This window comes from Aeromonas salmonicida, assembly GCF_028355655.1.
In the GTDB taxonomy this organism is placed as follows: Bacteria; Pseudomonadota; Gammaproteobacteria; order Enterobacterales; family Aeromonadaceae; genus Aeromonas; species Aeromonas salmonicida.
The window spans coordinates 1,630,774-1,655,449 of the sequence record NZ_CP110645.1 but is presented as its reverse complement, the minus strand read 5'-3'; the positions used below and the strand labels follow the sequence as shown (position 1 = coordinate 1,655,449).

29 protein-coding genes are annotated in these 24,676 nt (G+C 57.0%); 8 read left to right on the top strand and 21 right to left on the bottom strand.

Annotated elements, in window-relative coordinates:
- Window positions 1–3: 3 nt before the first annotated feature.
- The 11 genes from flgJ to ONZ54_RS08020 form a co-directional block, all read right to left on the bottom strand.
- Window positions 4–1,095, bottom strand: coding sequence for a flagellar assembly peptidoglycan hydrolase FlgJ (gene flgJ / locus ONZ54_RS08070; protein WP_131729843.1), 1,092 nt, complete (start codon window positions 1,093–1,095; stop codon window positions 4–6).
- A 43-nt stretch (window positions 1,096–1,138) separates the two neighbouring features.
- Window positions 1,139–2,236, bottom strand: a complete 1,098-nt coding sequence (locus ONZ54_RS08065; protein WP_034282764.1) for a flagellar basal body P-ring protein FlgI — start codon at window positions 2,234–2,236, stop codon at window positions 1,139–1,141.
- Between the two features lie 8 nt (window positions 2,237–2,244).
- Window positions 2,245–2,916 (bottom strand): flagellar basal body L-ring protein FlgH, encoded by a 672-nt coding sequence (flgH, locus tag ONZ54_RS08060; protein ID WP_005320200.1) that lies wholly within the window; start codon window positions 2,914–2,916, stop codon window positions 2,245–2,247.
- 60 nt (window positions 2,917–2,976) lie between these two features.
- Window positions 2,977–3,765: a flagellar basal-body rod protein FlgG gene (flgG, locus tag ONZ54_RS08055; RefSeq protein ID WP_005320202.1), complete on the bottom strand. Its 789-nt coding sequence runs from the start codon at window positions 3,763–3,765 to the stop codon at window positions 2,977–2,979.
- 14 nt (window positions 3,766–3,779) lie between these two features.
- Window positions 3,780–4,526 carry a flagellar basal-body rod protein FlgF gene (flgF, locus tag ONZ54_RS08050; protein ID WP_005320205.1) on the bottom strand — a complete coding sequence of 249 codons (747 nt, stop codon included), beginning with the start codon at window positions 4,524–4,526 and terminating at the stop codon, window positions 3,780–3,782.
- A 131-nt stretch (window positions 4,527–4,657) separates the two neighbouring features.
- A complete protein-coding gene (flgE, locus tag ONZ54_RS08045; protein ID WP_017412904.1) occupies window positions 4,658–5,998 on the bottom strand; it encodes a flagellar hook protein FlgE in 1,341 nt (446 codons plus the stop codon).
- A 10-nt stretch (window positions 5,999–6,008) separates the two neighbouring features.
- A complete protein-coding gene (locus tag ONZ54_RS08040) occupies window positions 6,009–6,737 on the bottom strand; it encodes a flagellar hook assembly protein FlgD (RefSeq protein WP_005320209.1) in 729 nt (242 codons plus the stop codon).
- Between the two features lie 15 nt (window positions 6,738–6,752).
- Window positions 6,753–7,172 carry a flagellar basal body rod protein FlgC gene (gene flgC / locus ONZ54_RS08035; protein ID WP_005320210.1) on the bottom strand — a complete coding sequence of 140 codons (420 nt, stop codon included), beginning with the start codon at window positions 7,170–7,172 and terminating at the stop codon, window positions 6,753–6,755.
- Window positions 7,172–7,570: a flagellar basal body rod protein FlgB gene (flgB, locus tag ONZ54_RS08030; protein ID WP_005320212.1), complete on the bottom strand. Its 399-nt coding sequence runs from the start codon at window positions 7,568–7,570 to the stop codon at window positions 7,172–7,174. The genes flgC and flgB overlap by 1 nt, the downstream gene beginning before the upstream one ends.
- Window positions 7,571–7,633: 63 nt before the next feature.
- Complete coding sequence (locus ONZ54_RS08025; protein WP_005320215.1) at window positions 7,634–8,458, bottom strand: CheR family methyltransferase; 825 nt, start codon at window positions 8,456–8,458, stop codon at window positions 7,634–7,636.
- 18 nt (window positions 8,459–8,476) lie between these two features.
- Entirely contained in the window at window positions 8,477–9,388 is a 912-nt protein-coding gene (locus tag ONZ54_RS08020) for a chemotaxis protein CheV (RefSeq protein ID WP_021139249.1), read from the bottom strand.
- 222 nt (window positions 9,389–9,610) lie between these two features.
- Here ONZ54_RS08020 and flgA point away from each other — a divergent pair, with 222 nt between their 5' ends.
- The 3 genes from flgA to ONZ54_RS08005 all read left to right on the top strand — a co-directional run bounded on the left by flgA (window position 9,611) and on the right by ONZ54_RS08005 (window position 11,040).
- Window positions 9,611–10,216 (top strand): flagellar basal body P-ring formation chaperone FlgA, encoded by a 606-nt coding sequence (gene flgA / locus ONZ54_RS08015; RefSeq protein ID WP_058394317.1) that lies wholly within the window; start codon window positions 9,611–9,613, stop codon window positions 10,214–10,216.
- 90 nt (window positions 10,217–10,306) lie between these two features.
- On the top strand, window positions 10,307–10,627 hold the full coding sequence (flgM, locus tag ONZ54_RS08010; RefSeq protein ID WP_005320221.1) for a flagellar biosynthesis anti-sigma factor FlgM: 321 nt from the start codon (window positions 10,307–10,309) through the stop codon (window positions 10,625–10,627).
- Window positions 10,624–11,040: a flagella synthesis protein FlgN gene (locus ONZ54_RS08005; protein WP_059168701.1), complete on the top strand. Its 417-nt coding sequence runs from the start codon at window positions 10,624–10,626 to the stop codon at window positions 11,038–11,040. The genes flgM and ONZ54_RS08005 overlap by 4 nt, the downstream gene beginning before the upstream one ends.
- Window positions 11,041–11,083: 43 nt before the next feature.
- On the opposite strand, the gene yfcE is transcribed toward ONZ54_RS08005, so the two are convergent.
- Window positions 11,084–11,626 carry a phosphodiesterase gene (gene yfcE, locus ONZ54_RS08000; protein WP_271787880.1) on the bottom strand — a complete coding sequence of 181 codons (543 nt, stop codon included), beginning with the start codon at window positions 11,624–11,626 and terminating at the stop codon, window positions 11,084–11,086.
- Between the two features lie 11 nt (window positions 11,627–11,637).
- Window positions 11,638–13,290, bottom strand: coding sequence for a peptide ABC transporter substrate-binding protein (locus ONZ54_RS07995; protein WP_271787879.1), 1,653 nt, complete (start codon window positions 13,288–13,290; stop codon window positions 11,638–11,640).
- Between the two features lie 239 nt (window positions 13,291–13,529).
- On the opposite strand from ONZ54_RS07995, the gene ONZ54_RS07990 reads away from it, so the two are divergent.
- Complete coding sequence (locus ONZ54_RS07990) at window positions 13,530–14,435, top strand: DMT family transporter (protein ID WP_096118217.1); 906 nt, start codon at window positions 13,530–13,532, stop codon at window positions 14,433–14,435.
- A 35-nt stretch (window positions 14,436–14,470) separates the two neighbouring features.
- On the opposite strand, the gene rsuA is transcribed toward ONZ54_RS07990, so the two are convergent.
- Window positions 14,471–15,163 carry a 16S rRNA pseudouridine(516) synthase RsuA gene (gene rsuA, locus ONZ54_RS07985; RefSeq protein ID WP_005320231.1) on the bottom strand — a complete coding sequence of 231 codons (693 nt, stop codon included), beginning with the start codon at window positions 15,161–15,163 and terminating at the stop codon, window positions 14,471–14,473.
- Window positions 15,164–15,336: 173 nt separating this feature from the next.
- On the opposite strand from rsuA, the gene ONZ54_RS07980 reads away from it, so the two are divergent.
- Complete coding sequence (locus ONZ54_RS07980) at window positions 15,337–16,533, top strand: HD-GYP domain-containing protein (protein ID WP_058394211.1); 1,197 nt, start codon at window positions 15,337–15,339, stop codon at window positions 16,531–16,533.
- Here ONZ54_RS07980 and ONZ54_RS07975 read toward each other — a convergent pair.
- A complete protein-coding gene (locus ONZ54_RS07975; protein WP_005320234.1) occupies window positions 16,530–16,712 on the bottom strand; it encodes a hypothetical protein in 183 nt (60 codons plus the stop codon). The genes ONZ54_RS07980 and ONZ54_RS07975 overlap by 4 nt on opposite strands.
- Window positions 16,713–17,066: 354 nt before the next feature.
- On the opposite strand from ONZ54_RS07975, the gene ONZ54_RS07970 reads away from it, so the two are divergent.
- Both ONZ54_RS07970 and ONZ54_RS07965 read left to right on the top strand, forming a co-directional pair.
- Window positions 17,067–17,960, top strand: a complete 894-nt coding sequence (locus tag ONZ54_RS07970) for an EamA family transporter (RefSeq protein ID WP_017412982.1) — start codon at window positions 17,067–17,069, stop codon at window positions 17,958–17,960.
- A gap of 131 nt (window positions 17,961–18,091) precedes the next feature.
- Entirely contained in the window at window positions 18,092–19,954 is a 1,863-nt protein-coding gene (locus ONZ54_RS07965; protein ID WP_271787878.1) for an extracellular solute-binding protein, read from the top strand.
- A gap of 94 nt (window positions 19,955–20,048) precedes the next feature.
- On the opposite strand, the gene ONZ54_RS07960 is transcribed toward ONZ54_RS07965, so the two are convergent.
- Window positions 20,049–20,441, bottom strand: coding sequence for a DUF2750 domain-containing protein (locus ONZ54_RS07960; protein WP_005320236.1), 393 nt, complete (start codon window positions 20,439–20,441; stop codon window positions 20,049–20,051).
- Window positions 20,442–20,535: 94 nt separating this feature from the next.
- Window positions 20,536–21,093 (bottom strand): hypothetical protein, encoded by a 558-nt coding sequence (locus ONZ54_RS07955; RefSeq protein ID WP_271774571.1) that lies wholly within the window; start codon window positions 21,091–21,093, stop codon window positions 20,536–20,538.
- A 251-nt stretch (window positions 21,094–21,344) separates the two neighbouring features.
- On the opposite strand from ONZ54_RS07955, the gene ONZ54_RS07950 reads away from it, so the two are divergent.
- Window positions 21,345–21,593: a TIGR02647 family protein gene (locus tag ONZ54_RS07950; RefSeq protein ID WP_005320240.1), complete on the top strand. Its 249-nt coding sequence runs from the start codon at window positions 21,345–21,347 to the stop codon at window positions 21,591–21,593.
- Here the strand turns inward: ONZ54_RS07950 and ONZ54_RS07945 are convergent.
- The 4 genes from ONZ54_RS07945 to ONZ54_RS07930 form a co-directional block, all read right to left on the bottom strand.
- Window positions 21,580–21,885: a hypothetical protein gene (locus ONZ54_RS07945; protein ID WP_271787877.1), complete on the bottom strand. Its 306-nt coding sequence runs from the start codon at window positions 21,883–21,885 to the stop codon at window positions 21,580–21,582. The two genes, ONZ54_RS07950 and ONZ54_RS07945, sit on opposite strands and share 14 nt — an antisense overlap.
- Before the next feature lie 104 nt (window positions 21,886–21,989).
- Complete coding sequence (locus ONZ54_RS07940; protein WP_005331438.1) at window positions 21,990–22,199, bottom strand: cold-shock protein; 210 nt, start codon at window positions 22,197–22,199, stop codon at window positions 21,990–21,992.
- Between the two features lie 205 nt (window positions 22,200–22,404).
- Window positions 22,405–23,505 (bottom strand): dihydrolipoamide acetyltransferase family protein, encoded by a 1,101-nt coding sequence (locus tag ONZ54_RS07935; RefSeq protein ID WP_271787876.1) that lies wholly within the window; start codon window positions 23,503–23,505, stop codon window positions 22,405–22,407.
- A 94-nt stretch (window positions 23,506–23,599) separates the two neighbouring features.
- Complete coding sequence (locus ONZ54_RS07930; protein ID WP_125729305.1) at window positions 23,600–24,586, bottom strand: alpha-ketoacid dehydrogenase subunit beta; 987 nt, start codon at window positions 24,584–24,586, stop codon at window positions 23,600–23,602.
- Window positions 24,587–24,676: the final 90 nt, after the last annotated feature.

Genomic DNA, 24,676 nt, shown 5'->3' with positions numbered 1-24,676 from the left:
GACTTACAGCTCCATTTCTGTGTTGGTGGTAGCGGAGTAGCCAGCAATGGCATCACTGCGCAACACCTGTTTCAGTTTCCTGGCGTACTGGGGATCCGTGGCATAGCCCGCCTGTTGCAAGGCTTCAAAGTAACGGTCCGGACTGTCCACCTTGGCCAGGGCCCCTTTGTAACGGGTACCCGAGGTCAGGAAATCTACATAGTCGTTGAAGCTCTCTTCAAACGACTCATAAGAGCGAAATGCTGCCTTCTGGCGTGACGCCACCCCTTGTTCATACTCCAGGGTGCTGACCACCGCCTTGGGGCCTTGCCAACGCGGATCCGCCTTGATGCCGAACAGGTTATGGGTGATTTCTCCCTCTCCATTCTTGATCACCCGCTTGCCCCAGCCGCTTTCCAGTGCAGCCTGTGCCACCAGTACCGCCGGGCTCAGGCCCAACTTGTCCGCCGCTTTTTTGGCAAGGGGCATAAGCCGATTGACGAACTCTTCCGGGGTCTCGAACACCTGTGCCGTCTTGTCCAGCGCCTTGGATCCCCGTACAGCACGACCCTCTTGTGCCAGCCCCATGGGGGGGACGGTGCGATGAATGCGATGCGATGAGGCCAACGGCTGGGCAGCCTCGCCCATCTCTTTATCAGCAAAATCTTTGCCAACTTTTGAAGCCGAGATGAGATCGTTGGCCGCCGAGGTCGGTGGCTGGTAGGGCTTATAAACCCGTTCGGTACGCTGTGGCATCTTGAGCACCCGGCCATCGTGGCGGGTAAAGGTCTCGGGGGAGAACTGCTTGATCACCATGTCGGCCAGCCCCATGCCACCCTTGCTGGCCATGTCGGACACCCGCTGCTCATCCAGCATGCCTTCATAGAACTGGGTATAGCTGCTGCTCATGGGATTGTCCTGGGTCAGCACCTGATTGGCCTGGCGCATCCCCTTGAACAGGGTCTGGGTAAAAATGGATTCAAACTGGCGGGCAGCGCTTTGCAGTGCGGCAGCCTGCCCATCCTTGCTCTGGCTCAACTGGCGCAGGCGATCCAGGTTCTTGATATCCTGCACCATGCCCATGTTCATGCCGCTGTTGGTGTCAAACTCTGCCATTTTGCTTACCTCATTGCCGCCCGTGGCAACCCCTTGCCGCTTGTTACAGTATGACCAGCTGACCTTCGATGGCGCCCGCCTGTTGCAACGCCTCCAGGATCGCCATCAGATCACCGGGAGCCACCCCGACCTGATTCACCGCCCGGACCAGATCATCCAGCGTCGCGCCAGTATCGAGCTTGAACATGCGCCCCGGCTCTTGCTGGACATTGATGGTCGAGTTGTTGGTCACCGCCGTCTCTCCTCCCGCCAGTGGATTTGGCTGGGAGACCTGCTGGTTTTCTGCGATGGTGACCGTCAAGCCGCCATGGCTGATAGCCGCAGGCTTGAGCCGCACATTGCTGCCGATGACAATGGTGCCGGTACGGGAATTGACGATGATCTTGGCCGACTCACTGGCGGGATCCACCTCCAGGTTCTCTATGGTCGCCAGATAAGAGACCCGTTGACCCGGATCCCGCGGCGCATAGACCTTGACCGAGGTGGCATCGAGTGCCTGCGCCGTGTTGGGTCCCACCAGATCATTGACCACATCCGCCAGGCGGCGAGCCGTGGTAAAGTCCGGCCTATTCAGGTTGAAGGTGATGGTATCCCCCTGGCCGAAGGAATTCGGTACCTCCCGCTCCACGGTCGCGCCGTTGGCGATACGGCCCACTGTCGGCGTATTGATCACCACCTTGGAGCCGTCGGCCCCTTCGGCTCCCAAACCACCCACCACCAGACTGCCCTGCGCCACCGCATAGACGCGCCCGTCCAGCCCCTTCAGGAAGCTTTGCAACAGGGTGCCGCCGCGCAGACTCTTGGCCTCACCGATGGCCGATACGGTCACATCTATGGTCTGACCCGGCTTGGAGAAAGGAGGCAGATCTGCATGGATGGCAACCGGTGCCACATCTTTTATCTTGGGCTTGATATTATCCGGCACCTTGATACCGAAGTTGTTGAGCATGGTACGGAACGTCTGTTCGGTGAAGGCGTTGTTCTTCTCGCCAGTACCGGGCAGACCAACGACCAGACCGTAGCCAATCAACTGGTTGTTACGAACCCCTTCCACCGAGCTGATGTCCTTGATACGGGAGGCGTGGGCCATTCCCAAAGGCATCAGGCAGCAGATCAGGGTCACAAGACGGAGTGACTTCATAACATCTCCTAAAGCGGCCACCAGGGGCCATTGAAAAAGCTGGTAAGCCACCCTTGCTCCTGGCTGTTGGCCAGATCACCGGTACCACCGTAATGGATACGGGCATTGGCCACCCGCTGTGACGACACACTGTTTTCGGACGTCACATCTTCGGGCCGTATCATGCCGGTGATCCTGATGTACTCGTTGCCATTGTTGAGCATGATCCACTTCTCGCCGCGCACCACCAGATTGCCGTTGGGCAGCACCTTGGCCACGCTCACCGAGATATTGCCCTGCAGACTGTTGCTCTGGTCCGCCTTGGCCTGCCCCTTGAAGGCGCTGTTCTGACCCAGCGACGCCGACAGGTCATAAGGACCTGCTGTGACCGGCACTCCGCCCAGCGTAACGGGCTCCATGCTCAGCTTGTTATCCTTGCCACTCTGGGTATTCGCTTTCTTGGAGGCAGAGGTGGACTCGGCCAACTCTATGGTGATGATGTCACCCACCTTGTGCGCCTTGATGTCCGAGTAGATGCCGTTGACCTGATCAGGCTGGAAAATAGCCCCTGTGGGTCTGACCGACACGGGATCCGACTCCCCGTAAACGGGGGCAAACTCGGGATCATCGGGCTTGGCGGTATTGAGAGTGCTGCTGCAACCTCCCAGCGCCAGCAGTCCCAGCATCCATATGGTTTTCATCATGCGCCTCCTACTGATGTGCGCGGGATCAAAAATGAGCTCATGCCGTCCACAGCCAACTTATGTACGCTGGATAAGGAAGGACATCATGCCGTCCACCGCCGAGAGAACCTTGGAGTTCATCTCGTAGACTCGTTGTGCCTGAATAAGATTGACCAGCTCCTCGGTCACGTTGACGTTGGAGGTCTCCAGCATGCCCTGCTTGATGACCCCGAGCCCGTCTGCACCGGCCACGCCTCCGATGGGCGCGCCGCTGGACTGGGTTTCGAGGAACATGTTTTCACCCATGGGCTGCAGACCGGAGGCATTGACGAAATCGGACAGGTTGATCTGTCCCACGACCTGGGAAGCGCCATCCCCTTTGAGCTGGATCGATACTTGACCATCCGTGCTCACAGTCACGCTCTGGGCATTTTCGGGGATCTGGATCTCCGGCTGCAGCGGATAGCCGTTGCCTGGGGTCACTATGGTCCCTTCATCATTGAGGGTGAACTGGCCGTTACGGGTATAAGCCGCGCTGCCGTCTGGCAACTGAATTTCGAAGTAGCCACGGCCGCTGATCATCAGATCCAGCGAGTTGTCCGTGGTCTGCACGTTGCCCTGACCATGGTTCTTCTGGGTTGCCACTACTTTGGCACCGGCACCCAGCATCAGGCCTGACGGCAGTTCGGTATCCGCCGAGGAACGACCACCGGGCTGATTGATGTTCTGATAGAGCAGATCCTCGAAGATGGCACGGGATTTTTTGTAACCCACAGTGCTGGCGTTCGCCAGGTTGTTCGAGGTGACCGATATGTTGGTCTGCTGTGCATCCAAGCCGGTCTTGCTGATCCAAAGTGCAGGGTTCATGTAAAACTCCTTTATTAGCTGATGCGCAGCAACTGGGTTTGGGCTTCGTCATTTTCCTCGGCGGTCTTCATGATTTTGACCTGAGTTTCAAACTGACGTTGCAACCGGATTAGGTTGGTCATCTCGTCGACCACGTTGACGTTGCTCCCCTCCAGGGAGCCTGCGATCAGGCCCACAGTGGCCGAGGCCGCCTCATTCTGGCCATCCTTGCGACGAAACAGTCCGTCCTGGCCCTTCTCCACGGCGTCAGCCGCGGGTTTTACCAGCTTGATGCGCTGGAAATCTTCCGGCAGGTTGGCGGCAGCCCCTTCAGGACGACCGCTGATGGTGCCATCCCGGTTGATCTCGATCTTTTCCATCGGCAACGGCAGCACTATGGGTTGGCCCCCATCATCCACCACGTTCAGACCGGTTGAGGTTTGCAGGTTGCCCGTTGCACTCAGTTGCAGGTTGCCCATGCGGGTATAGGCTTCCCCGCCTTTGGGATCCTGCACCGCAATCCAGCCCTGACCGTCAACGGCCACGTCAAGATCTCGCCCTGTCGTCATCAACATACCGTGCTGCAAGTTCTGACCGGGCCGCTCCGTCATGGCAAACACCCGGGATGGCAGCCCTTCACCAAACGCCTGCATACTGCGCGCCTGCTCGAAGTCAGACTTGAAACCGACTGTATTGGCATTGGCCAGGTTGTTGCCACGAACAGCCAGGCTATTCATGTTTTCCTTGGCCCCTGACATGGCGATGTAAAGCATGTGATCCATGAGATCCTCCGTCAAACCGATGACTCTGATCAGGTAACTGCAATTTGAGTGCCAACGTCTGTTGAATAAACGCCCACGGAAAGGGAACAATAAAAAGGGGCGCCGAAGCGCCCCCTGTAACACCGTCATCATTAACGGATCTGCAGTATGGTCTGCTGCAATGAACTGTTCACTTCCAGCGAACGGGAGTTGGCCTGGAAGTTACGCTGGGCCGTGATGAGATTCACCAGCTGGGAAGTCAAGTCCACGTTGGATTGCTCCACCGCCGAAGACTTGATACTGCCCAAGGTGCCCGAATTAGGCGTACCGGGCAGCGCATCTCCAGAAAGCAGAGACTGGCGCCAGGAGGTATCGCCGACCTGAGTCAGTCCTTGCGAGTTGGCAAACTTGGCCAGCGCAACCATGGCAACCTTTAACGTCGTCGCATTGCTGTAGGTGGCAGAAACAATACCGTCCGGTGTAATCTCCACCTTGGTCAGATTACCCACAGTGGCGCCATCCTGAGTCAGTTTGGTGACGTTGAAAGGGGAGTTGTATTGAGTCACATCACTGAGACGAATTTCCACTGCCTGAGTGGGATCTGCACCGTTGTTAATAATCCCGGCCGCTGTGCCCAGCGTGACGGTTTTGATCGGGGCCGGTGGAGCTGGAATAGTAAGAGCTGGATCCAATTTTCCGCCGGAGGTAAACGTCATCTGGACGCCAGTGGGGATGCCTGGGCCCGGGCTGGGTGCACCACTAGCGATATCAATGGGCTTGTCCCCCTCATACATGTACATGCTCCAGGTACCCGGCGTCATTGGCGTCCCCGGAGTAACCGGATCCTCATGGCGGACAAAATACTTGGTGATCACATGGGGGGCGCCAAGCGAATCATAGATCGTCACGGATGTTGAGTGTGCAAAGGTGGCTGAGTTGGTGGGATCAAAAGCGGCGGGGTCCGTTGGCTTGGTTTTCGACTCAATACTCAAGTTAAAACTTGCTTCCACCAGCTCGGTCATTTTAGGCTCGCCCGCCCGGTCCGGTACTTGAATCGGCTTGGTGGCGTTGATGCTCACCGCCTTGGGTGTCCCATCCGTGTTAATTTCATAACCTTGCAGATAGTGGCCCTGGTTGTTGACCATATAGCTGTTTTCATTGAGCTTGAAAGCTCCAGCCCGAGTGTAGGTGCGATCCAGATTGGTCAGACCGTCCGATGTGACGAAAAAACCATTGCCCTGGATCGCCAGGTCCAGTGCGTTGTTGGTAAATTGCAACGCCCCCTGATGAAACTGCTGAGCCACCGCCCCCGTCGCCACACCGTTGCCGACCTGTGTCTTGGCATTGACAAAGATCGAGTTGGCATAAACATCCGCAAACTCGGCACGGGACTCTTTAAAGCCCATGGTATTGACGTTGGCAATGTTGTTGGCGGTAACGTTCAAATCTTTTTGTGCCGCGTTGACACCGCTCAAGGCATTGTTAAATGACATATCCAGCTCCTTAGATCGATGCTGTAGGCGTGGTGGTTGGTGGTGTGGTGGTCGCTCCTGCAATCTGCAGGATACTGTTCAGGGTTGTTGTGCCAAGGCCTTTCAGATTGAGCTGTGTCGGGTTGGTTCCATTCCCCAAGACCACACTATCAACCTTGCCATAAGCAAATGTAGCGATGCTTTCCGACTTTCCTTCCGAGTTGTTACCGTTGGCCTTGAGGACATATTTGCCTGACGCGACGGGCTCACCGTTCTTGTCTTTGCCATCCCAGGTAAACTCAACGTTCCCCTTTTGATCGCCCTCCAGAGCAAACTCCTTGATAACCTGCCCCTTCTCATCTTCTACGGTAATTTTGACGCTCGTGTACTTGTTCTCGACGCCGACAGCCACAACACCGCCAATGGAACCCTCGTTTTCCAGAAAACCAACGTTGCTCTGCAACAACACATTTTGCCCCACCAGCGCAGAAGCTTGCAGCGCCTGGCTTGAGGTCATCAGAGTGTTGAGATTACCCATCTGGGTTGACAGGCTATTGATCCCCTCCGAAGTCGACATGGAGGTCATCTGGGACAACATCTGGGCGTTATCCACCGGCTTGAACGGGTCCTGATAGGAAAGCTGCATGGTCAGCAACTTCAGAAAAGACGCCTGATCCAGCTCTTTCTTCGGGGCCGTCGTCGTATCAGTGGTCTGGGTTGTGGTACGGCTGATGCCGTTCACACTACTTGTATCTGCCATCTGTGCTTACCCCTATCAGGACTTGCCGAGGTTGAGAGTCTGCTGCAACATTTTTTTGGCAGAATCGGCAACCTGCACATTGGTCTGATAGCTGCGCGAGGCATTGATCATGTCCGCCATCTCTTCAACCATGTTGACGTTGGGTTTGAAAATATAGCCATCATCGTCCGCCATGGGATGGTTGGGGTTGTACTCCTTGAGCAAGGGGGCCTTGCTCTCGACAATCCCTTTCACCTCGACCCCGACCGATGATTGCTTGTCTGACATCGCCTGATCCAGTTGAGCGGCAAAGATTGGCCGCCTGGCATGGTAAGTTTTTTCCACGCTGGAGCTGACGCTGTCGGCGTTGGCCATGTTGCTGGCCACCGTGTTGAGTCGAACAGACTGTGCACTCATGGCCGAGCCTGCAATGTCAAAGACCTTGAACAAACTCATTACTGTTCTCCTTTCAAGGCCTTCAACAGGCCACTGATCTTGCCGTTCATAAATTCAAGGGAGGTCTGGTACTCAAGGCTGTTGCGCAAGAACTCGCTGCGCTCCTGCTGCACGTCAACCGTGTTGCCATCACCGGTATCCGGCTGCAGGGGATTGCGGTACTGCATCAGACCAGGGGCATCCGACTGCAAGGCAAAGTGCTTCTCACTGGTGGTGGCCATACCAAACCCTTGCTGATGCTGGGCCTGTGCCAATGCCTCTGAGAAGTTGATATCCCTGGCTTTGAAACCCGGGGTATCTGCGTTGGCAATGTTGCTGGATAGCACCTCGGCACGCTTGGAACGAACGCCCAGCGTGTATTGGTGAATCCCGAATGCCTTGTCGAATGAAATTGCCATAGCACACCTCCTGCTTGATAAATTATTAGCAAGAGGTGTGCCAAAGAGGGATTTTAAGCGGGGTTATTTGACTTTGTAGACGATGCCAGGATTGCAACGGACCATTTCGAACCGATCGGTCAGACCAGCCAGTGACTCTGAGGCCCCCAGCATCAGATAACCACCAGGGTTGAGGCTGGCTGCGAACTGATTGAGGATCTTCGACTTCACTTCCGGCGCAAAGTAGATGAGCACGTTGCGGCAGAAGATGATGTCAAACTTACCGAGCAGGCTGTAGCTCTCCAGCAGGTTCAGTGGCCGGAACGTGGTCAATTTTCTGACACGTTCCACCACCCGCATCTTGTTGTCACCATAAGGTTCGAAGAACAATTTTTTGCGCTCAGGTGACAAACCACGAGCCAGCGCCAGGCTGTCGTACACCCCTTCCTTGCACTGATTGAGCATGGTGCTGGAAATATCGGTGCCCACAATCTGCACGCCACCGGGCAAGGTACCCGGCTTCTTGACCTGCTGTTCCAGCGCCGTCATGGCGATGGAATAGGGCTCCTGCCCGGACGAGGAGGCAGCCGACCAGATCTTGATCGGACGGCCACTCTTGCCCAGTTCGGGAAAAAGCTTGTCAGTGAGTAGTTGAAAGGGGTAAGTATCGCGAAACCAGAGGGTCTCGTTGGTAGTCATGGCATCAACCACTGCCATTTTCAGGTCACGCTCACGCACACTCATCGCTCGAGTAACCAGATCAGACAGACTCTCAATACCAAACTGAGTCATCAAGGGTGAAAGCCGACTCTTGACCAGATACTGTTTGTTGTCACCCAGCACGATTCCGCTCTGTACTGCCAGAAAGTTGCTGAATTGTTTGTATAAGTCGTCCGAAAGTGTCTTCATGCAGTTTGTTCTTCTTGATTAGAGTGCGCCTTGTACGGCTTTGGCCAACTCATCCGGTTGGAATTTGGCGATGAAATTGTTCGCACCGACTTTCTGCACCATGGCCTGATTGAACACCCCACTGAGGGATGTGTGCAGAATAACATGTAAGTCCTTGAGATTGGGATTGTTACGGATCTCGGCGGTAAAAGTATAACCGTCCATTTCCGGCATCTCGATGTCCGAGATCACCAAGGCAATCTGATCCTTGATGGGGCCATTCTTGGCCATCTCCAGCAACATGTTGAGTGCCTCACGCCCATCCTTTGCCAGCACACATTGCACGCCAATCGCCTCGAGGGCTCGCTGCACCTGCTTGCGAGCAACAGAAGAGTCATCTGCTACCAGTACGGGACGACCATGGGTATTGTGCTCAACACTGGCATCCACCAACTCGGCACTTACTTCGGTCGACACCGGGGAGATTTCGTTGAGGATACGTTCAACATCCAGAATCTCCACCAGCTCGCCGTCTACCTCTGTGACTGCAGTCATGTAGTTGATGCGCCCTGCCCCTTTGGGTGGCGGCAGAATGGATTCCCAGTTCATGTTGATGATGCGTTCAACCGAATGCACCAAGAAGCCCTGAACTGAACGGTTGTACTCGGAAATAATAATGAAACACTTGCTCAGGTCCTCGATGGGACGTTTGCCCACCGCCATGCTGAGATCAATCACCGAAATGGTCTGGCCACGGATGTGCGCAACGCCACGAATACAGGAGTTGAGCTTGGGCATGACGGTCAAGGGAGGGCATTGCAGCACTTCACGCACTTTAAATACGTTGATGCCAAATCTTTGACGTCCATTGAGACGAAACAACAGCAGCTCCAACCGGTTTTGTCCCACCAGCTGGGTACGTTGGTTGACCGAGTCCATAATACTGGCCATAAACACTCCCTAAAAACGCTTGGCATTAATCATGCATGCGTATTGGCTTGCGTCAGACTATCGATGTCACTACAAACGAATTCTGAAGCAAGCATAGTTAAATATGGTGATATGCGTGAACAACTTATCGGCCTGCGAGAGAAAATGATTAGTAGACTTTTCCTCATCTTACTGCTGTTTTGCGGCATATCTCACGCCACGGCATCCGAGGTGACCAGTTATCTGCAAGAAATGGCGCAAGAGTTTGTGCTCGGCCAGCTCGATATTCCACTCGATGCCCAGGCTCATGTGCAAGCTGCCTCCATTGATGACAGGCTACCTTTGAGCCGCTGCGAGCAGCATCTTACCATCAGCCTTCCCGCCAGGATGGAGGTGCGTCGTAACACCACCGTCTACCTCAAATGTGAGGAAGAAAAACCTTGGGACCTCTATTTGCCGGTGCGCGTCAGCATCCAGAAACCCTATGTGACCGTGGCTACCCCGGTAGCCAAGGGCGACATACTCAGTGAGAGTGTCTTGACGCTGGCCTATCAGGACCAGACCCAGATCCGCGGTGATTATCTGAGCGATCAGGCCCCACTGATAGGAGTACGCAGCAAACGGGAACTCAAGCCGGGTCAGCCCATACGGCTCAGCCAAGTCTGCGTGGTTTGCAAAGGCGATCAGGTCACACTCAGTGCAGAAAACAGCAGCATGCAAATCAAAACCATGGCCCGAGCCTTGCAAGATGGCAGCTTCGGAGACATGATCAGCCTCGTCAATATTCGTTCAGGAAAAACAGTGCAAGGGAAAGTCAGCGCAGTCGGCTCTGTCGTGGTCCCCTTCTGATATGTTTTTCTGGTTATTTTTTTCTAAAGTTCTGACGACGGTCACCGATAAACAGGTAAGCGAACAGCAAAGCAGACGAAGGTAAACACTATGGCTATTAACAATATCAACAACTTGGCGAATAATCGGTTGCAAAACACCGGTAACAGCCAGGGTGCCAACACCAAACAAGCGACCTCGTCTCCCGACAACCGTGCGGCGACTGTCAAGACAGACTCCGTCTCCTTGACCAATGAGGCGCAGCAATTGCAACAGATGCAGAAAAACCTCAACTCAGCCTCCACCGGCAATGAAAGCCGTGTCGAGAGTCTGAAGAAAGCCGTGGCCAATGGTGAATACCAGGTCAACAGCGAGGCGGTAGCCAAAAAGATGTTCAGCTTTGAATCCACTCTGGACAAGCTGCTCGGATGATGGATTTACCTTCGCTGCTGCACACCCAAGACGAATACCTCTCCCGGATGCAAGGTTTGCTGGAGGAGGAATTCAATCTGCTCAAGCAGCACCAGGCACTGGCGCTGCCCGAGCTGGCAGAGCGCAAGCAGAAACTGCTTGCCGATATTGAAGTGCTGGACCAGACCCTTGCGCGGCTGCCCGAGCTGCAACAGCAGCTGTCTGCCTTTCCAGAGCAGATGAATGCCCTGCGTGAAAAACTCGATGCCTGCCAGGAACAAAACGATCTGAATGGTCGCCTGCTCGAGCTCAGCATCGTCTCCAACCGCCGCCTGGCAAGCTTTTTGAGCCAGTTGCGGGATCGCAACTCCCTGACTTATGACGCCAAGGGCAACACCCGCTCCGGCACACGCTCATTCGGCATCAAGGCCTGATCCCTTTCCGCTTCCCCTCGCGCAAGCTCTGCCCGTCGCCAACCTATAACACCAGCCTCAACAGTTCTTCGCTGTCCGCACAGGCATGGATGCTCAACACGCCCGTCTCATACCGGCCATAGGTTGCCGCCAGATCTCCCCGTGGAAAACAGATGGACCCCGGATTCATCAGCACCAGCTCCCCATCTCGCTGCAGCACGGATAGATGGGTGTGGCCGCTGATAAACAGGCTGCCGGGGGGCAGCGGTACCGCATCCGGGCGATAGAGATGACCATGACTGACAAACCAGCGCCGTCCATCCACCAGCAACTGGTTATAAGGTGCTGTCATGGGGAAGTTCAGCAACATCTGATCCACTTCCGAATCGCAGTTGCCACGCACCGCCATGATGTGCGGCGCCAGCTGATTGAGCCGCTCCGCCACGGCGGCGGGGGCATAACCCGGCGGCACCGGATTGCGAGGGCCATGGTTGAGCAGATCGCCGAGCAGCAGATAGTGATCGGGCTGCCAGGGAGCAAGCTGGGCCAGCACCTGTTCCAGTGCGCTCAGGCTGCCGTGCAGGTCTGAAATGATGGCAATCTTCATCGCGAACTCCCTTACTGCTTGCTGAAATAGAGATCCTTGGTGGCGATAGCCCCCTTGAGGTTCTGGCTCGGCAACCCTCGCAGTGTGGGGTCCACCAGCCGCATCTGATTGTAGTGATACACGGGAATGGCGGGCATTTCGTCCATCAGCAGCTGCTCGGCCTGGCGATAGAGTCCGGTCCGGGTACTACCATCCAGGGTGTCCGATGCCTGCTGCAGCAAGCCATCAAAGGCCGGATTGCAATAGCCGCTCTCGTTCTGGGGATCCTGACAGCGGAAGCTGTTGAGCATGGATGAGGGCTCCACATAATCTCCAAACAGGAAGGAGCGGACCAGCATGAAATCACCACTGTCTTTTGCCACCTGATAGGCGCTCCACTCCATGTTGTTGAGCGACACCTCCACCCCCAGCGGTTTCCACATGGCGGCCACCGCCAGCGCCAGCTTCTTGTGGCTCTCCGACGTGTTGTAGGTCAACGTCAGCTTGAAGGGACGGGCACTGTTGTAACCTGCCTGCGCCATCAAGGCGGCAGCCTTGGCCAGCCGTGTCGGCTGATCCTGCAGAGCCAGCGGTGAACCAAGTGCCTCATAGCCTGGCATGCCAGGCAGCAGAGACCAGGCAGGCCGCTCCCCCTGACCGCTGACCTGTTCGGTCAGCACGTGACGGTCTATGGTCATGGCCAGTGCCTGGCGCACCCGTACATCCTGCAGCTCGGGACGGCGCAGATTGAAGGTATAGAGATAGGTGCCAAGCAGGGGCAGACCCCAGATCCGCTCGGGGGTCGCCTCTTTGGTCTTCTGGTAATACTCCAGTGCCACCTTGTTGGTGAGCTGGATCTCCCCTGCCTCATAGCGCAGCCGTTCAGCATGCTGGGAGGAGAGCGGCAGATAGGTCACCCGCTTGATCCGGGTGTGCAAGTCATCCCAATAATGGATGTTTCGCTCAGCCTCGATACGTTCATTGGGTGCCCAGTTCACCAGCTTGTAAGCCCCATTGCTGACCAGTTTGCCGGGCTGGGTCCACTCTTTGCCAAACCGGGTGATCGCCTGCTCATTGACGGGAACAAAGGGGCGTTGACTGACCAGTTGCAGGAAATAGGGTACGGGCCGCTCCAGTGTCACCTTGAGGATCTGGCTGCTCTCGGCCTCCACCCCCAGCGACGTGAGCTCGAGAGCCCCGGCATAAATGGATTGAGCATTGTTGATCCCGGTCGCCAGCAGCAATCCGGCGGAAGGTGACCCTTGCGCCGGATCCAGCAGCCGACGCCAGGCGTAGACGAAATCCTGGGCGGTAAGCGGCTCGCCATTGGACCATTTGAGCTGGGGTCGCAGGAAGAAGCGCCACACCAGCCCATCTTCGCTGGTCTCCCAGCGCTGGGCCTGAGCCGGTACTATCTTGCCCTGACCATCTTCGCTCACCAGCCCTTCAAACAAATCCACCAGCACCACTTCCCCCGGAAAACCGGAGCGGATCTGGGCCGGATCGAGGGACTCAGGCTCATCACCGTTGCCCTTGACCAGCGTCTGGCGATCCGACAGCACAGTCTCCTGGGTAACCGTGGTTGCTTGCAGCGACGGGGCCATCAGCAGGCCCAGCAGCAAGGGAGAAAGCCAGCGACGGACTGGCCGGCGTTCCGGCTGGTAAACAGCGGGGCGGTAAACCATGACATAAACCTCGTTCAATTCACTTTATTTCAAGAAGGGGGAAGGCCGGCAGCGCGCCTGAATACGAATGCATGATGCTGCGCTTGTTATCCCCGAAGACGCCCCGTATTGTATCGGGCTTGCCCAAGAGATGGAGTCTTTCGGGCTATTTTTTTCCGTAGTTTTTATGAAATGCGAGTGGCTGTCGCTGGTAACGGCCTGACACGTCTTTCGATCTGGCTACATTCTCAGGAGTTTTTATGGGGTATGAGTGGCTGGCGCTGGCAGCGGCCAGTTTGTGGGCAGTGGCGGCCCTGATTTCCGTCAAACCGGCCCGCCACCTGGGGGCATTTGCCTACAGTCGCTGGCGCATGTTTCTGGTCAGTCTGATGCTGGGCACCGCCAGCATCGCCACTGGAGGCTGGCAATCCCTTAGCGAGAGCGCTCTTCCCCTGCTGGCGCTGTCGGGCCTGATCGGTATCTTTGTCGGGGATACAGCCCTGTTTGCCTGCATGAATCGGCTGGGGCCCAGACGCAGCGGCCTGTTGTTCTCCTGCCATGCTCTCTTCTCCGCCCTGCTCGGTCTCTGGTTGTTTGGTGAGCGGCTCGGCGGCTGGCGACTGGTGGGAGCGCTGCTGGTGTTTGCCGGTGTCATGCTCGCCATCCTGTTCGGCCGGCGTGGCGGCAATCAGCACAACGAGTGGGAACAGGTGCGTGGACACCTTGCCATCGGCATCGGTCTGGGGCTGACCGCGGCCTTCTGTCAGAGCCTGGGTGCCATCATCGCCAAGCCAGTGATGATGAGTGGCAATGTCGACGCTGTGAGCGCCTCCGGCATCCGCATGGGCAGTGCCCTGTTGGCTCACTGCACCTTGCGAGTGCTGAGAGTACCGCTTGCCATGCCCCACAACCCCATCAACCGTCAGGTGCTGGGGTTGATTGGCATCAACGGTTTCCTGGCCATGGCCATGGGGATGACACTGATCCTGGTCGCCCTGCGCCAGGGAGAAGTCGGCATGGTGGCAATTCTCTCCTCCACCACCCCTGTCATTCTGCTACCCCTGCTGTGGTGGCATTCGGGCCAGCGCCCCTCCCTTGCGGCCTGGGCGGGCGCCCTGCTGGCGACCCTGGGTACGGCCATGGTGCTGGGGGTCAGCGGACACTGAGCAAGGCGCGCCTTGCTCAGTGTCAGGCGAGCGGCTTAAAACTGGGCGATTTCCTCTGCCGTCAGCTCGCGGTATTCGCCCGGTGCCAACGCTTCATCCAGCGCCAGTGTACCGATCTGCTCCCGATGCAGCCCCACCACCTTGTTACCGATGGAGGCAAACATCCGCTTCACCTGATGATACTTGCCTTCATGGATAGTGAGTCGCGCCTCGCACTCGGCCAGAATTTCCAGCTGGGCGGGACGGGTCTTCTCGGTCTCGTTGCGCAGAAACACGCCATCGGCAAACAGCGATATGGCGTCCTGATGCACGGGATCCGCCAACCAGACATGGTAGGTCTTGGCACACTCATGGCGCGGCGAGGTGATGCGGTGGGACCATTTGCCATCATCGGTGACCAGCACCAGACCCGTGGTATCGAGATCGAGTCGACCAACCACGTGCAGCTTGCCCATGGCAGGTTCATCCATCAGGAAGAAAACGGTCGGGTGATCAGGATCCTCGTTGGAGCAGACGTAACCTTCCGGTTTGTGCAGCATGAAGTAGCGATTGCGCTGATCCAGCGTCAGCATGACACCGTCAAATTCAACCTGGCTCTGCTCGTTGATGTGAAAAGCGGGTTGTTTGACCACTATGCCATCCACAGTGACCTCTCCCTGCCGGATCAGTTTGCCCGCCAGGGAACGGGTCAAATCGGAACAATCGCAAAGAAATTTATCGAGCCGCATGCACAACCTCAGAGTCCATCAATAAAGGGGCGCCATTATATAGGCCAAGGCCAACAACTCCAGCAATAAGCAGTGCTGGCGTAAACCGTACCACAATGACGAAGCATGGCGCGGATGTTAGACTGCCTGCTGAGGGCCTAACCTTACGCATAATAATAAAGTCAGGAAGCCGTATGAAGTCACACACTCCTCATCCCGTCATTCCCGTAAACCAGCTACAAGCAGGCATGTATGTGATCGCCATCACCAGCCAGACCGGTGGCATGGAGATCGCCCAGATGGGGCTGGTGACGACTCGTCAGCAAATTGATGACCTGATCCGGCGCGGTGTGCTCACGGTGCGCGTCGATCTCGCCCGCAGCAAATTGGCTGGCATAGAGCAGATTATCTTTCCCGACCCGGCAGCCTCTTCAATTGCGTCACAACGCCCGACAGGCAGCGCGAACGGCGAGGGGCGTGAGCTCAAGATCCGCCGCCTGTATCAGGAGGCCCGTGAGCTGCAAGGCAAATTCATTCGCCAGCTAAAGGCGGGTGAGCCCATCGACATTACCCCCTTGGCAACCGTGGCCGAAGAGATGGTGGACACCATGTTCACCCACGGCGATGCCATGCTCTGTCTGGCCCGCATTCGTGCCAAGGATGCCTACCTGATGGAGCACTCCATGAACGTGGCCATACTGCTGGCCAACTTCGGCCGTTATCTGGCGCTGGAGCGCAGCGTGCTCAAGGAGCTGACCCTGGGGGGGCTGCTGCATGATGTGGGCAAGATCATGACCCCGGATGAGGTGCTCAACAAACCGGGCAAGCTGACCGATGAAGAGTTCACCGTGATGCGCCAGCACGTGGTACATAGCCATGACATTCTGAGCAGCACCCCGGGCATCACAGCCACCATGCTGGAAGTCGCCGCCAATCACCATGAGCGGCTCGATGGCACCGGCTATCCCCGCCACCTCAAAGGTGACCAGCTGTCTCTCTACACCCGCATGAGCGGCATCGTCGATGTCTACGACGCAGTGACGGCGGATCGGGTCTACAAGCAGGGGATGCAGCCGACCCAGGCATTCCGGATCCTGCTCAAGGGGGCAGACCACCATTTTGATCGACTGCTGGTGACCAAGTTCATCAAATGCATGGGGGTCTATCCGGTGGGTACCCTGGTACAACTTTCCAACCAGCGACTGGCCATCGTCATGCAGCGCAATCCGCAAGAGCCGCTCAAGCCGGTGGTGAAGGTGATCTATCACGCGACCCAGCGCCACTACCTCGAGGTGCAGTGGCTGGATCTGGCGAAGTCCGGGGTACAGGAGAGCATAGAAAGCACGGTCGATCCCAAAGAGTTTGGCATCAGCCTCGCCAACTTCGTCTAGTTGGCGCCCCCTTCCCGTTCGACACAGTGCTGGATCAAAAACTCTTCATCCAGCGGTGACAGATCAAAACGGATGCTGGCCTCTTCAATGGCACGAATATCGTGTTGATGATGCTCGCTGAGCCAGCGTACGGCGCGGCGCAGATCTTCGCCATGGGGCAGCAGAGTATGGTCGCTCATGGGGGATACCTCCGTTAAGCCATTGGCACCAGCCGCACTATCGGGCTGTCTTTGTATAGCGTAGACCGTCCGCCGCCCCTTCTCGATCTCCCCCTCCATCTTGCCGCAGACAAAAAACCGAGATCAAGGCAGGCAAACGCCCTATCCACCACAGATGCCTTGACCACTGCCCGGCCGCCTCTTGGCCACAAGAGTGGCCGGCAACCAGCAAGTGATCCGTCCTTTGGTGCAAGCCGGTCTGGCGACTTGACGCCAGCCACCCTGTCAAGGGTATGCTCGTCCTCTTGCCGACCCGTCCCGCTGGCAGCGGGATCGCCGTACCTCTTTTACAAGGCAGTCATACAAGGAAGCTGAATGCAAACCAAGGACAAGTGTCTGGCCGCCCTGGTCATCCTCTGCTGGGGGCTGAATTTCGTGGCGATCAAGTGGGGGCTGGAGGGGATACCGCCGCTGTTGCTGGGAGCGCTGCGCTTCGTCGGCGTGGTCTTCCCCGCCATCTTGCTGGTGCCCAGGCCCACCATGCCCTGGCGCTGGCTGCTGGCCTATGGTGGCGCCATCAGCCTGGGGCAGTTTGCCTTCCTGTTCAGTGCCATGAAGTTCGGCATGCCAGCGGGCATGGCCTCGCTGGTACTCCAGTCCCAGGTGGTGTTCACTCTGCTGTTCGCCATGCTCTGGCTGGGGGAGCGCTGGCAGCCCCATCACTGGGTAGCATTGCCACTGGCGGGTGCAGGCCTCTATCTCATCGCCACCCATGGCGAGGGTAACCTGACCCTGCTCGGCTTCGTGCTGACGCTCTGCGCAGCCGCCTGCTGGGGCCTTGGCAACGTCATCAATCGCCAGATTGGCCTGCGCTATCAAACTTCCCTGCCCAGCCTCATCGCCTGGGGCGGCCTGGTGCCCATACTACCTTTCTTCGCCCTTTCCTGGCTGTTCGAAGGGCCGGAGCGCATTGCCGCCAGCCTGCTGAATTTCAGCTGGCAGGGGCTCTTGTGCGTGCTCTATCTCTCCTTTGTCGCCACCTGGCTCGGTTACGGCCTGTGGGGCCGCCTGCTGATGCGTTATCCGGTGGCCCAGGTGGCACCGCTCTCCCTGCTGGTGCCCTGCGTCGGCATGGTGGCGGCTGCCGTCCTGCTCGATGAGCACCCCACTCCGTTGCAGTGGCTGGGTTCTGGTCTGGTGCTGCTCGGCTTCGTGGTCCATCTGCTGGGTGGCCGGCTGCGCTGGTTCAAGCCACAGACGGCGCCTTGATGACCAGGGCGTTATTTGCCCATCGCCATTGACCCAACTGGCAAAAATTTCCATCATGAGCAAGTCCCTATCGGGACTGACGTCACCAGACCGTGCCTGCAGGATGCAGACCATCAGGAGAGAGCAAGGATATGCCATCGACAGCCTCAGCCGGGGTGAGCCCCGTCCCGCCCCTTATTCGCACCACTGCGTACACCGCCGCCATCACCCTGATCCTGTGCTGGAGTCAGTTTGGCTGGGGAGCCGGCCTGCCTGCGGATCTCAAGTGGGAGAGCAACAATGCGGATCCTGTCTACGCCGACCCGGCCGCCAAACGGGGCGGCACCTTTCGCGGATTTGTCACCAGCTTTCCGCTGACCCTGCGCAAATTCGGGCCCGATTCCAACGGCAGCTTTGCCAGCTATGTCAGGGAAAGCAACCTGCCGCTGCTGAGCACCCATCCTGTCACAGGCAACCCCATGCCCATGCTGGCAAACGCGTGGGCCTTTGGCGCCGATCACAAGACCCTCTATTTTCGCATCAACCCCAAGGCTCGCTGGTCCGATGGCCAGCCCGTCACCGCTGATGACTGGGTGTTTACCCTCAAGATGATGCGCAGCAAGGAAATAAACGACCCCTGGTACAACAACTACTACAGTACCCAGATCACAGACGTGACACGCTTCGATGACCACACCCTCTCCATCACCAGCGGCAGCGAAAAGAGCCGGGAAGATCTGCTGGAATCCCTGCCATTCACTCCGGAGCCAAGCCACGCCATCAAGCTCACGGCCAACTGGGTCAAGGAGTACAACTGGAAAATACTGCCAGTCACAGGTCCCTATCAGCTCGGCGAGGTAAAAAAGGGCAAGTCGGTTAGCTTCAAGCGGATCAAAGATTGGTGGGGAGACGAGGAGCGCTACTTTCAGCACCGCTTCAACCCGGACAGGATTGAGATCAAAGTGTTGCGGGATCAGAACATCGCCTGGCAACACTTCTTGCGCGGCGATCTGGATACCTTCCCGCTGGTCATGCCCAACTGGTGGCACGACAAGACCAAAACCGCAGAATTCGAGAAGGGTTATATCGAGCGGCTCTGGTTCTACAACCAGACCCCACAATCCCCCATGGGACTCTATCTCAATACAGCAGACCCGCTACTCAGCGAGCTCAATGTACGGCTCGGCATCCAGCATTCCCTCAACCTAGACAAGATGCTCGTCACCTTGCTGCGAGGGGATTACCAGCGACTCAACAGCTACGGGTCGGGCCAAGGGGATTTTACCAACACAGAGATAAAGGAACGCCCGTTTGATCCCAAACTTGCGCGCAGCTATTTCGCCAAGGCTGGTTTCAACAAGGTGGGGCCACAGGGCATTTTGCAAAACGACAAGGGGCAGCCACTGACCCTGACCATCACCTACACCACGGCAGAACATGCCCAGCGGCTCACTTTGCTGCGGGAGGAGGCCAAGAAGGCGGGGCTCAATCTCGAGCTCAACCTGATGGATGCCTCTTCGGGTTTCAAGTCCATGCTGGAGAAAAAACACCAGAGTGCCTGGATGGCATGGAGCGGCGGTCGCTATCCCGCTTATTGGGAGTTTTTCCACAAGGTCAATGCCAACAAGCCCCAGACCAACAACATCATGAACATCGATGACGACGCCATCACTGCCCTGGTGGAGCAGTACGACAAGGAGTTCGACTTCGCCAAAAAAGCGGCGCTGTCGCGGCAGATCCAGCAGCGTCTGTATGAACTGGCAAGCTTTGTCCCTGCCTATCAGGTGCCCTATACCCGGGAAGGGGCCTGGCGCTGGATAAAATTGCCCAAGCTGCCCGCCACACCCAAAAGTGACCTGCTTTACTGGCCACTCGATGGCGGAAGTAGCGGCTACAGCTACGGCGGTCTGCTCTGGATCGACGACCAGCTAAAAACCGAGACAAAAGCCGCCATCAAAAACAGCAAGACCTTTCCTGCCGTCATGAAGATAGACACCACTTATCGGCAGCCTTGAGACCAAAGTACATATCAAACAAAAGACCCCGCACCAGAGGTGACGGGGTCTTTTTTGTTTGCAACCTTGATTGCAGCCTTGACGCCAGGGGCGATTAAGCGCGCTTGGCCTGCTTCTCGGCAATGGCGTCAGCCACGTCGGCCGGCGACAGCACTATGCCTTCCTGATCCGGAGTCGGGAACACGGCGACGCACAGCTCGTCCTGCTCCATGCCGTCAACCCAGCGCTCCAGCCACACCTTGAGGGTGATGGACTGCGGCTTGCATTCGGCCCATTCACCCTCGGCCCACGCCTGGGCGTACTCGGGGTGCGGCCATACCGGGATGCAATCTTCATCGTCTGTGGTCAGCATCATGACGCCGTGCTCGTCGGTCAGGACAAACAGCTCTTCGTACTCGACCAGCTTGCTGATGAAGTGCTCGTAACGGTAGTCGGCATTCAGTTGCAGCGCAGCATTGCGCTCGGTTTCGCTCAGTTCATAGCTCATTGGCCAAGTCTCTCTTTCAATAAAGGGCGCCATGTTCACATCTTGCTGACAGCTTGTCCAGTATGAGAGATCGGTCACCTATTTTTCGGCAATATCAGCCCAGTTCAGGCGTCACCAGGGAGATCTCCGTCGTCTCGCAACAACGCTGGCGCAGCCAGTAGGCAGATTCCACCTCGACGAAGCAGAGCTGATCCCGTCCAGCCAATGCGCCACCCATGATCTGCTCGAATCGCAGCAGCTGTTGTTGCTCCCAGGCGTTGGCCAGTTTAGAACCATGGGCTTCGTCCACCACCTCGCGGCGCAGCTCGAACAGGTTGTCGGTGATCGGGCTGTTTATCTTGGCCGGGCTGTGCCAATACATCAGCAGATTGTCCATCATCTCGCTGTCGTAGTTGGCAAGGGCATCCAGCTCGGGCGTCGCTCCGACATCGCTGGCAGCAAAGTCACACCAGCCAGCTGTCAGCGGCGCCAGGGTTTGCGCAGCCGCACCCTTGCCATGCTGACGCAATACGGCCACATCTCCCCCCTTTATGGCTGGCAGCCAGACATCGCCCTGATGCTTGTCGAGCAGAGGTAGCAGCAGAGAGGCGGGATAGACAGGGAAACGGGGGCCGAGAGTGTGAAGCAGTGATACTAGCGTGATCTTTACCATGAGGGGCGCCTTGAACTGGAAGGCCGATATTCAGTGATCGGCCAGAAAGACAAAGGAGAGCCTTATCCTATCATGTTTGAACGCTGGCGAGCGGACTCACATTTTCACTGCTAAACTCGGAGATCCGCGCCCAAAAAAACAGCGTTCAAGCACTCCCCGCACGGATAAAGCCCAATAGTTTGAACCAGCGCCCACTAAAGTGGATCCGGGAATGCTAGTTTGCATACATCTTTAGCGTAAGGAGTGCATTCATGATTGGGATCGACCAGATTTCTAACGACTTTGTAAACGACTTGAAAATACTGGCATGCTTTGATCCGGCCAACATGAGCCTGGGGATCAAGTTGCGCAGTGACATGTCCGACGAGCTGTGTCAAGCGGCTGTACGTCTGCATCAGCAGGGGCTCATCAGCGCAGAAGATGGCGGCTACCTGACTCCTTTTGGCATGACAATGGTTGAGCATCTGCAGCATCTGATAGTCGCACTCAAACCGCTTTGATCGCCTGCGGGGCCCAGAGCGAAAAGTTGATCAACTCCCAGCGCAAGCCCTGGCGCAGCAAACAGGCAAACAGCAAAGGACCTTCGGGTCCTTTTACTTTGCCATCGACCATCCACTCCCCTTCCCGCTTTGGCAAGGGCTGAGCCTTGATCTCATCAGGCTGACTACCATTCCCAAGACGTACCTGAACAAACTGCCGGCATACGGCTTTCGCTTCTGTGGCGGATGTACTCTGTGTCTGAAGATCGGCAATAGTTAGCAGGCTGGCAGCAAGAAGAAGTGATGGGGTCATGGTGAAATTCAAGGTCAACTATGATGCTGAAAACAGTGAAGATGGCCCATAAACAAAAAGCCGTGGAACCAGAGGCACCACGGCTTTCTTAAATTCTGTAAGAATTACAGAGCAGTTACGTTCTCAGCCTGCGGGCCTTTCTGACCTTGGGTCACAGAAAACTGTACGCGCTGACCTTCAGCCAGGGTACGGAAACCGTTACCGCTGATAGCGCTGAAGTGAACGAAAACGTCCGGGCCGTTTTCTTGCTGGATGAAGCCAAAACCTTTGGTTTCGTTGAAAAACTTAACGGTACCGGTGATCATGTTAGACATATCTTTAACCTGTATTCTAAATAATTACTTATGCTTTTCAGCGGATAAAGCTCAAAAACGGGATTAACTTATGAACAACAGGAAAAGATGTAAAACATCATATTCATTGACATAACTTTGGCCCTTTCAAGCTGATTTAGATTATACGTGGCTTTGGGGATTACGCAAACAAATTTGTGCCCCGCCAATGGCAGGGCACAGCCGTTTATAAGGCGGGCGATTCCAGTGCCTGAACCAGTACCTTGAGGAAGCGAGCAGCCTCGCCACCGGTGCAAGCCCGGTGATCAAAGGTCATCGACAGAGGCAGCACTCTGACCGGGCGAGCCTCCCCGTGGATGAACACCACCTTCTCGAACAACTTGCCCGCACCTATGATGGCCACCTGCGGTGGCGTCACGATTGGGCTGGCATAACGACCCGCGATGGCACCGAAGTTGGTGAGAGTAATAGTCGCCCCCTGCAGCATCTCGCGCGGCACAGCGCGCGCCTTCACATCGGCGATCATTCGATCCAGCCCCTGCCGGATGTCGGCTCCCTCCCGCTCGGCTACGTTCTCCATCACGGGTACATAGAGCCCATGCCTGGAGTCGACCGCAATGGCCACGTTGACCTCGTTGAACAGCCGCCTTGAGAGCGTATCGCCGTCAAACCAGGCGTTCATGGAAGGTTCGGCCCGGCAAGCGACACCGATGGCCTTGATGAGCCGCACTGTCACATCTTCGTCTGGGCGCCAGTGACGCAGATCCACCTCGTCGGTGATGCTGACCGGCACCACTGTCTGATGGGAAAGCTCCATCGCCTTGGCCATGGCCCGGCGCGAGCCCTTTAGGAACTCGTTGCCGCTGCTTTGCTGAGCCTCGAATGCCGCCTGCACGTCCTGTTCGGTCACCATACCGGCACCGCCACTGCCCTGGATCCGATCGATATCCAGACCCAGTTTCTGTGCCAGCAGCCGCACCGCAGGCATAGCCTGTATCAGGTTGCCACCGGGGGCTATGGCCCCCACTACGAAGTGATCCTCGATATGCTGTTGGTGAGCGCTGACCTTGCCCACCACAGTGCCGTCATCTTCACCCCCTTCAAATTCCACCAGTGGCGCGCCGATGTGGAGTATGTCGCCCTCCTGACCACAAAGCCTGGCAATCACCCCCGCCACCGGCGAGGGCACATCCACCAGCGCCTTGGCGGTTTCTACCGACAACAGCACCTGATCGACACTCACTGTATCGCCAGCACTCACCTTCCATTCGACGATCTCGGCCTCGGCCAACCCTTCGCCCAGGTCCGGTAATTTGAAAAATTTCATGACCAGTTCTCCATCTGTGGGGCAATCACCAAACGTTGGAAGATTCCATGGCTATTTTTTGCTCGGCTGCTGAAGCGCCAAAATTTGAAAAATGTCATAGCCATTTGTTCTCCATCAGCTGGTAAGCCGCATCCGCGATATCCTGCTCTGTGATGAGGTAATACTCTTCGTTGCGATAATAGGGTACGGCGGCATCCACACCGGTGAGACGCTTGGGCGGCGCCTTGAGGGAGGTCAACGCCTCCTCGGTCACCCGCGCCACTATCTCGGCGCCCACTCCGAAGCTGCCGCACGCCTCGTGCACCACCAGCAGCCGGCCTGTCTTGCGCACCGACGCCAGAATGCTCTCCATGTCCAGCGGCTTGATGGTCGCCAAATCCAGCACTTCGCACTGGATATCCTGCTCCGCCAAGAGGCTCGCCGCCCGCATCACCTCCTGAATACAGGCCCCCCAAGCAACCATGGTGATATCCCGCCCCGGCCGCAGGGTGAAGCAGACATCCAACGGCAGGCCGACACCGTCATCCACCACGTCCGACTTCATGGAGCGATAGATACGATCAGGCTCGAAGAACATGACGGGATCCGGGTCACGAATGGCCGATAGCAGCAAGCCATAAGCGCGCCTCGGGCTGGAGGGAATGACCACCCGCAGGCCCGGAATATGGGCAAACAGGGCTTCAACGCTCTCGCTGTGGTGCTCCGGCGAGTGAATGCCGGCGCCGTAGGGAGAGCGATAGACGATGGGGCAGGAGAGACGGCCACGGGTGCGGTTACGCATCCGCGCGGCCTGGCAGATGATCTGCTCCATGCCGGGGAAGATGAAGCCCTGAAACTGGAACTCGGCCACCGGCTTGAGTCCCTGGGTTGCCATCCCCACCGCCACCCCGGCGATCAGCCCCTCGGCCAGCGGTGTATCTATCACCCGTTTGAAGCCAAACTTGTCGCGAAGGCCAACAGTGGCCCGAAACACCCCGCCGTTGACCCCGACATCCTCCCCCAGAACAACCACATCAGGGTCGTGTTCCATCTCATGGTGCAGTGCCAGATTGATGGCTTCGAGCAGTGTCATTTCACTCATGCGTCCTCCCCCACTCGGCGTCATCAGCCACCGCATTTCCGTGGCATGTCATGTCGTCACACCAGGCAGGCTTGATGGCATCCTGCAGTC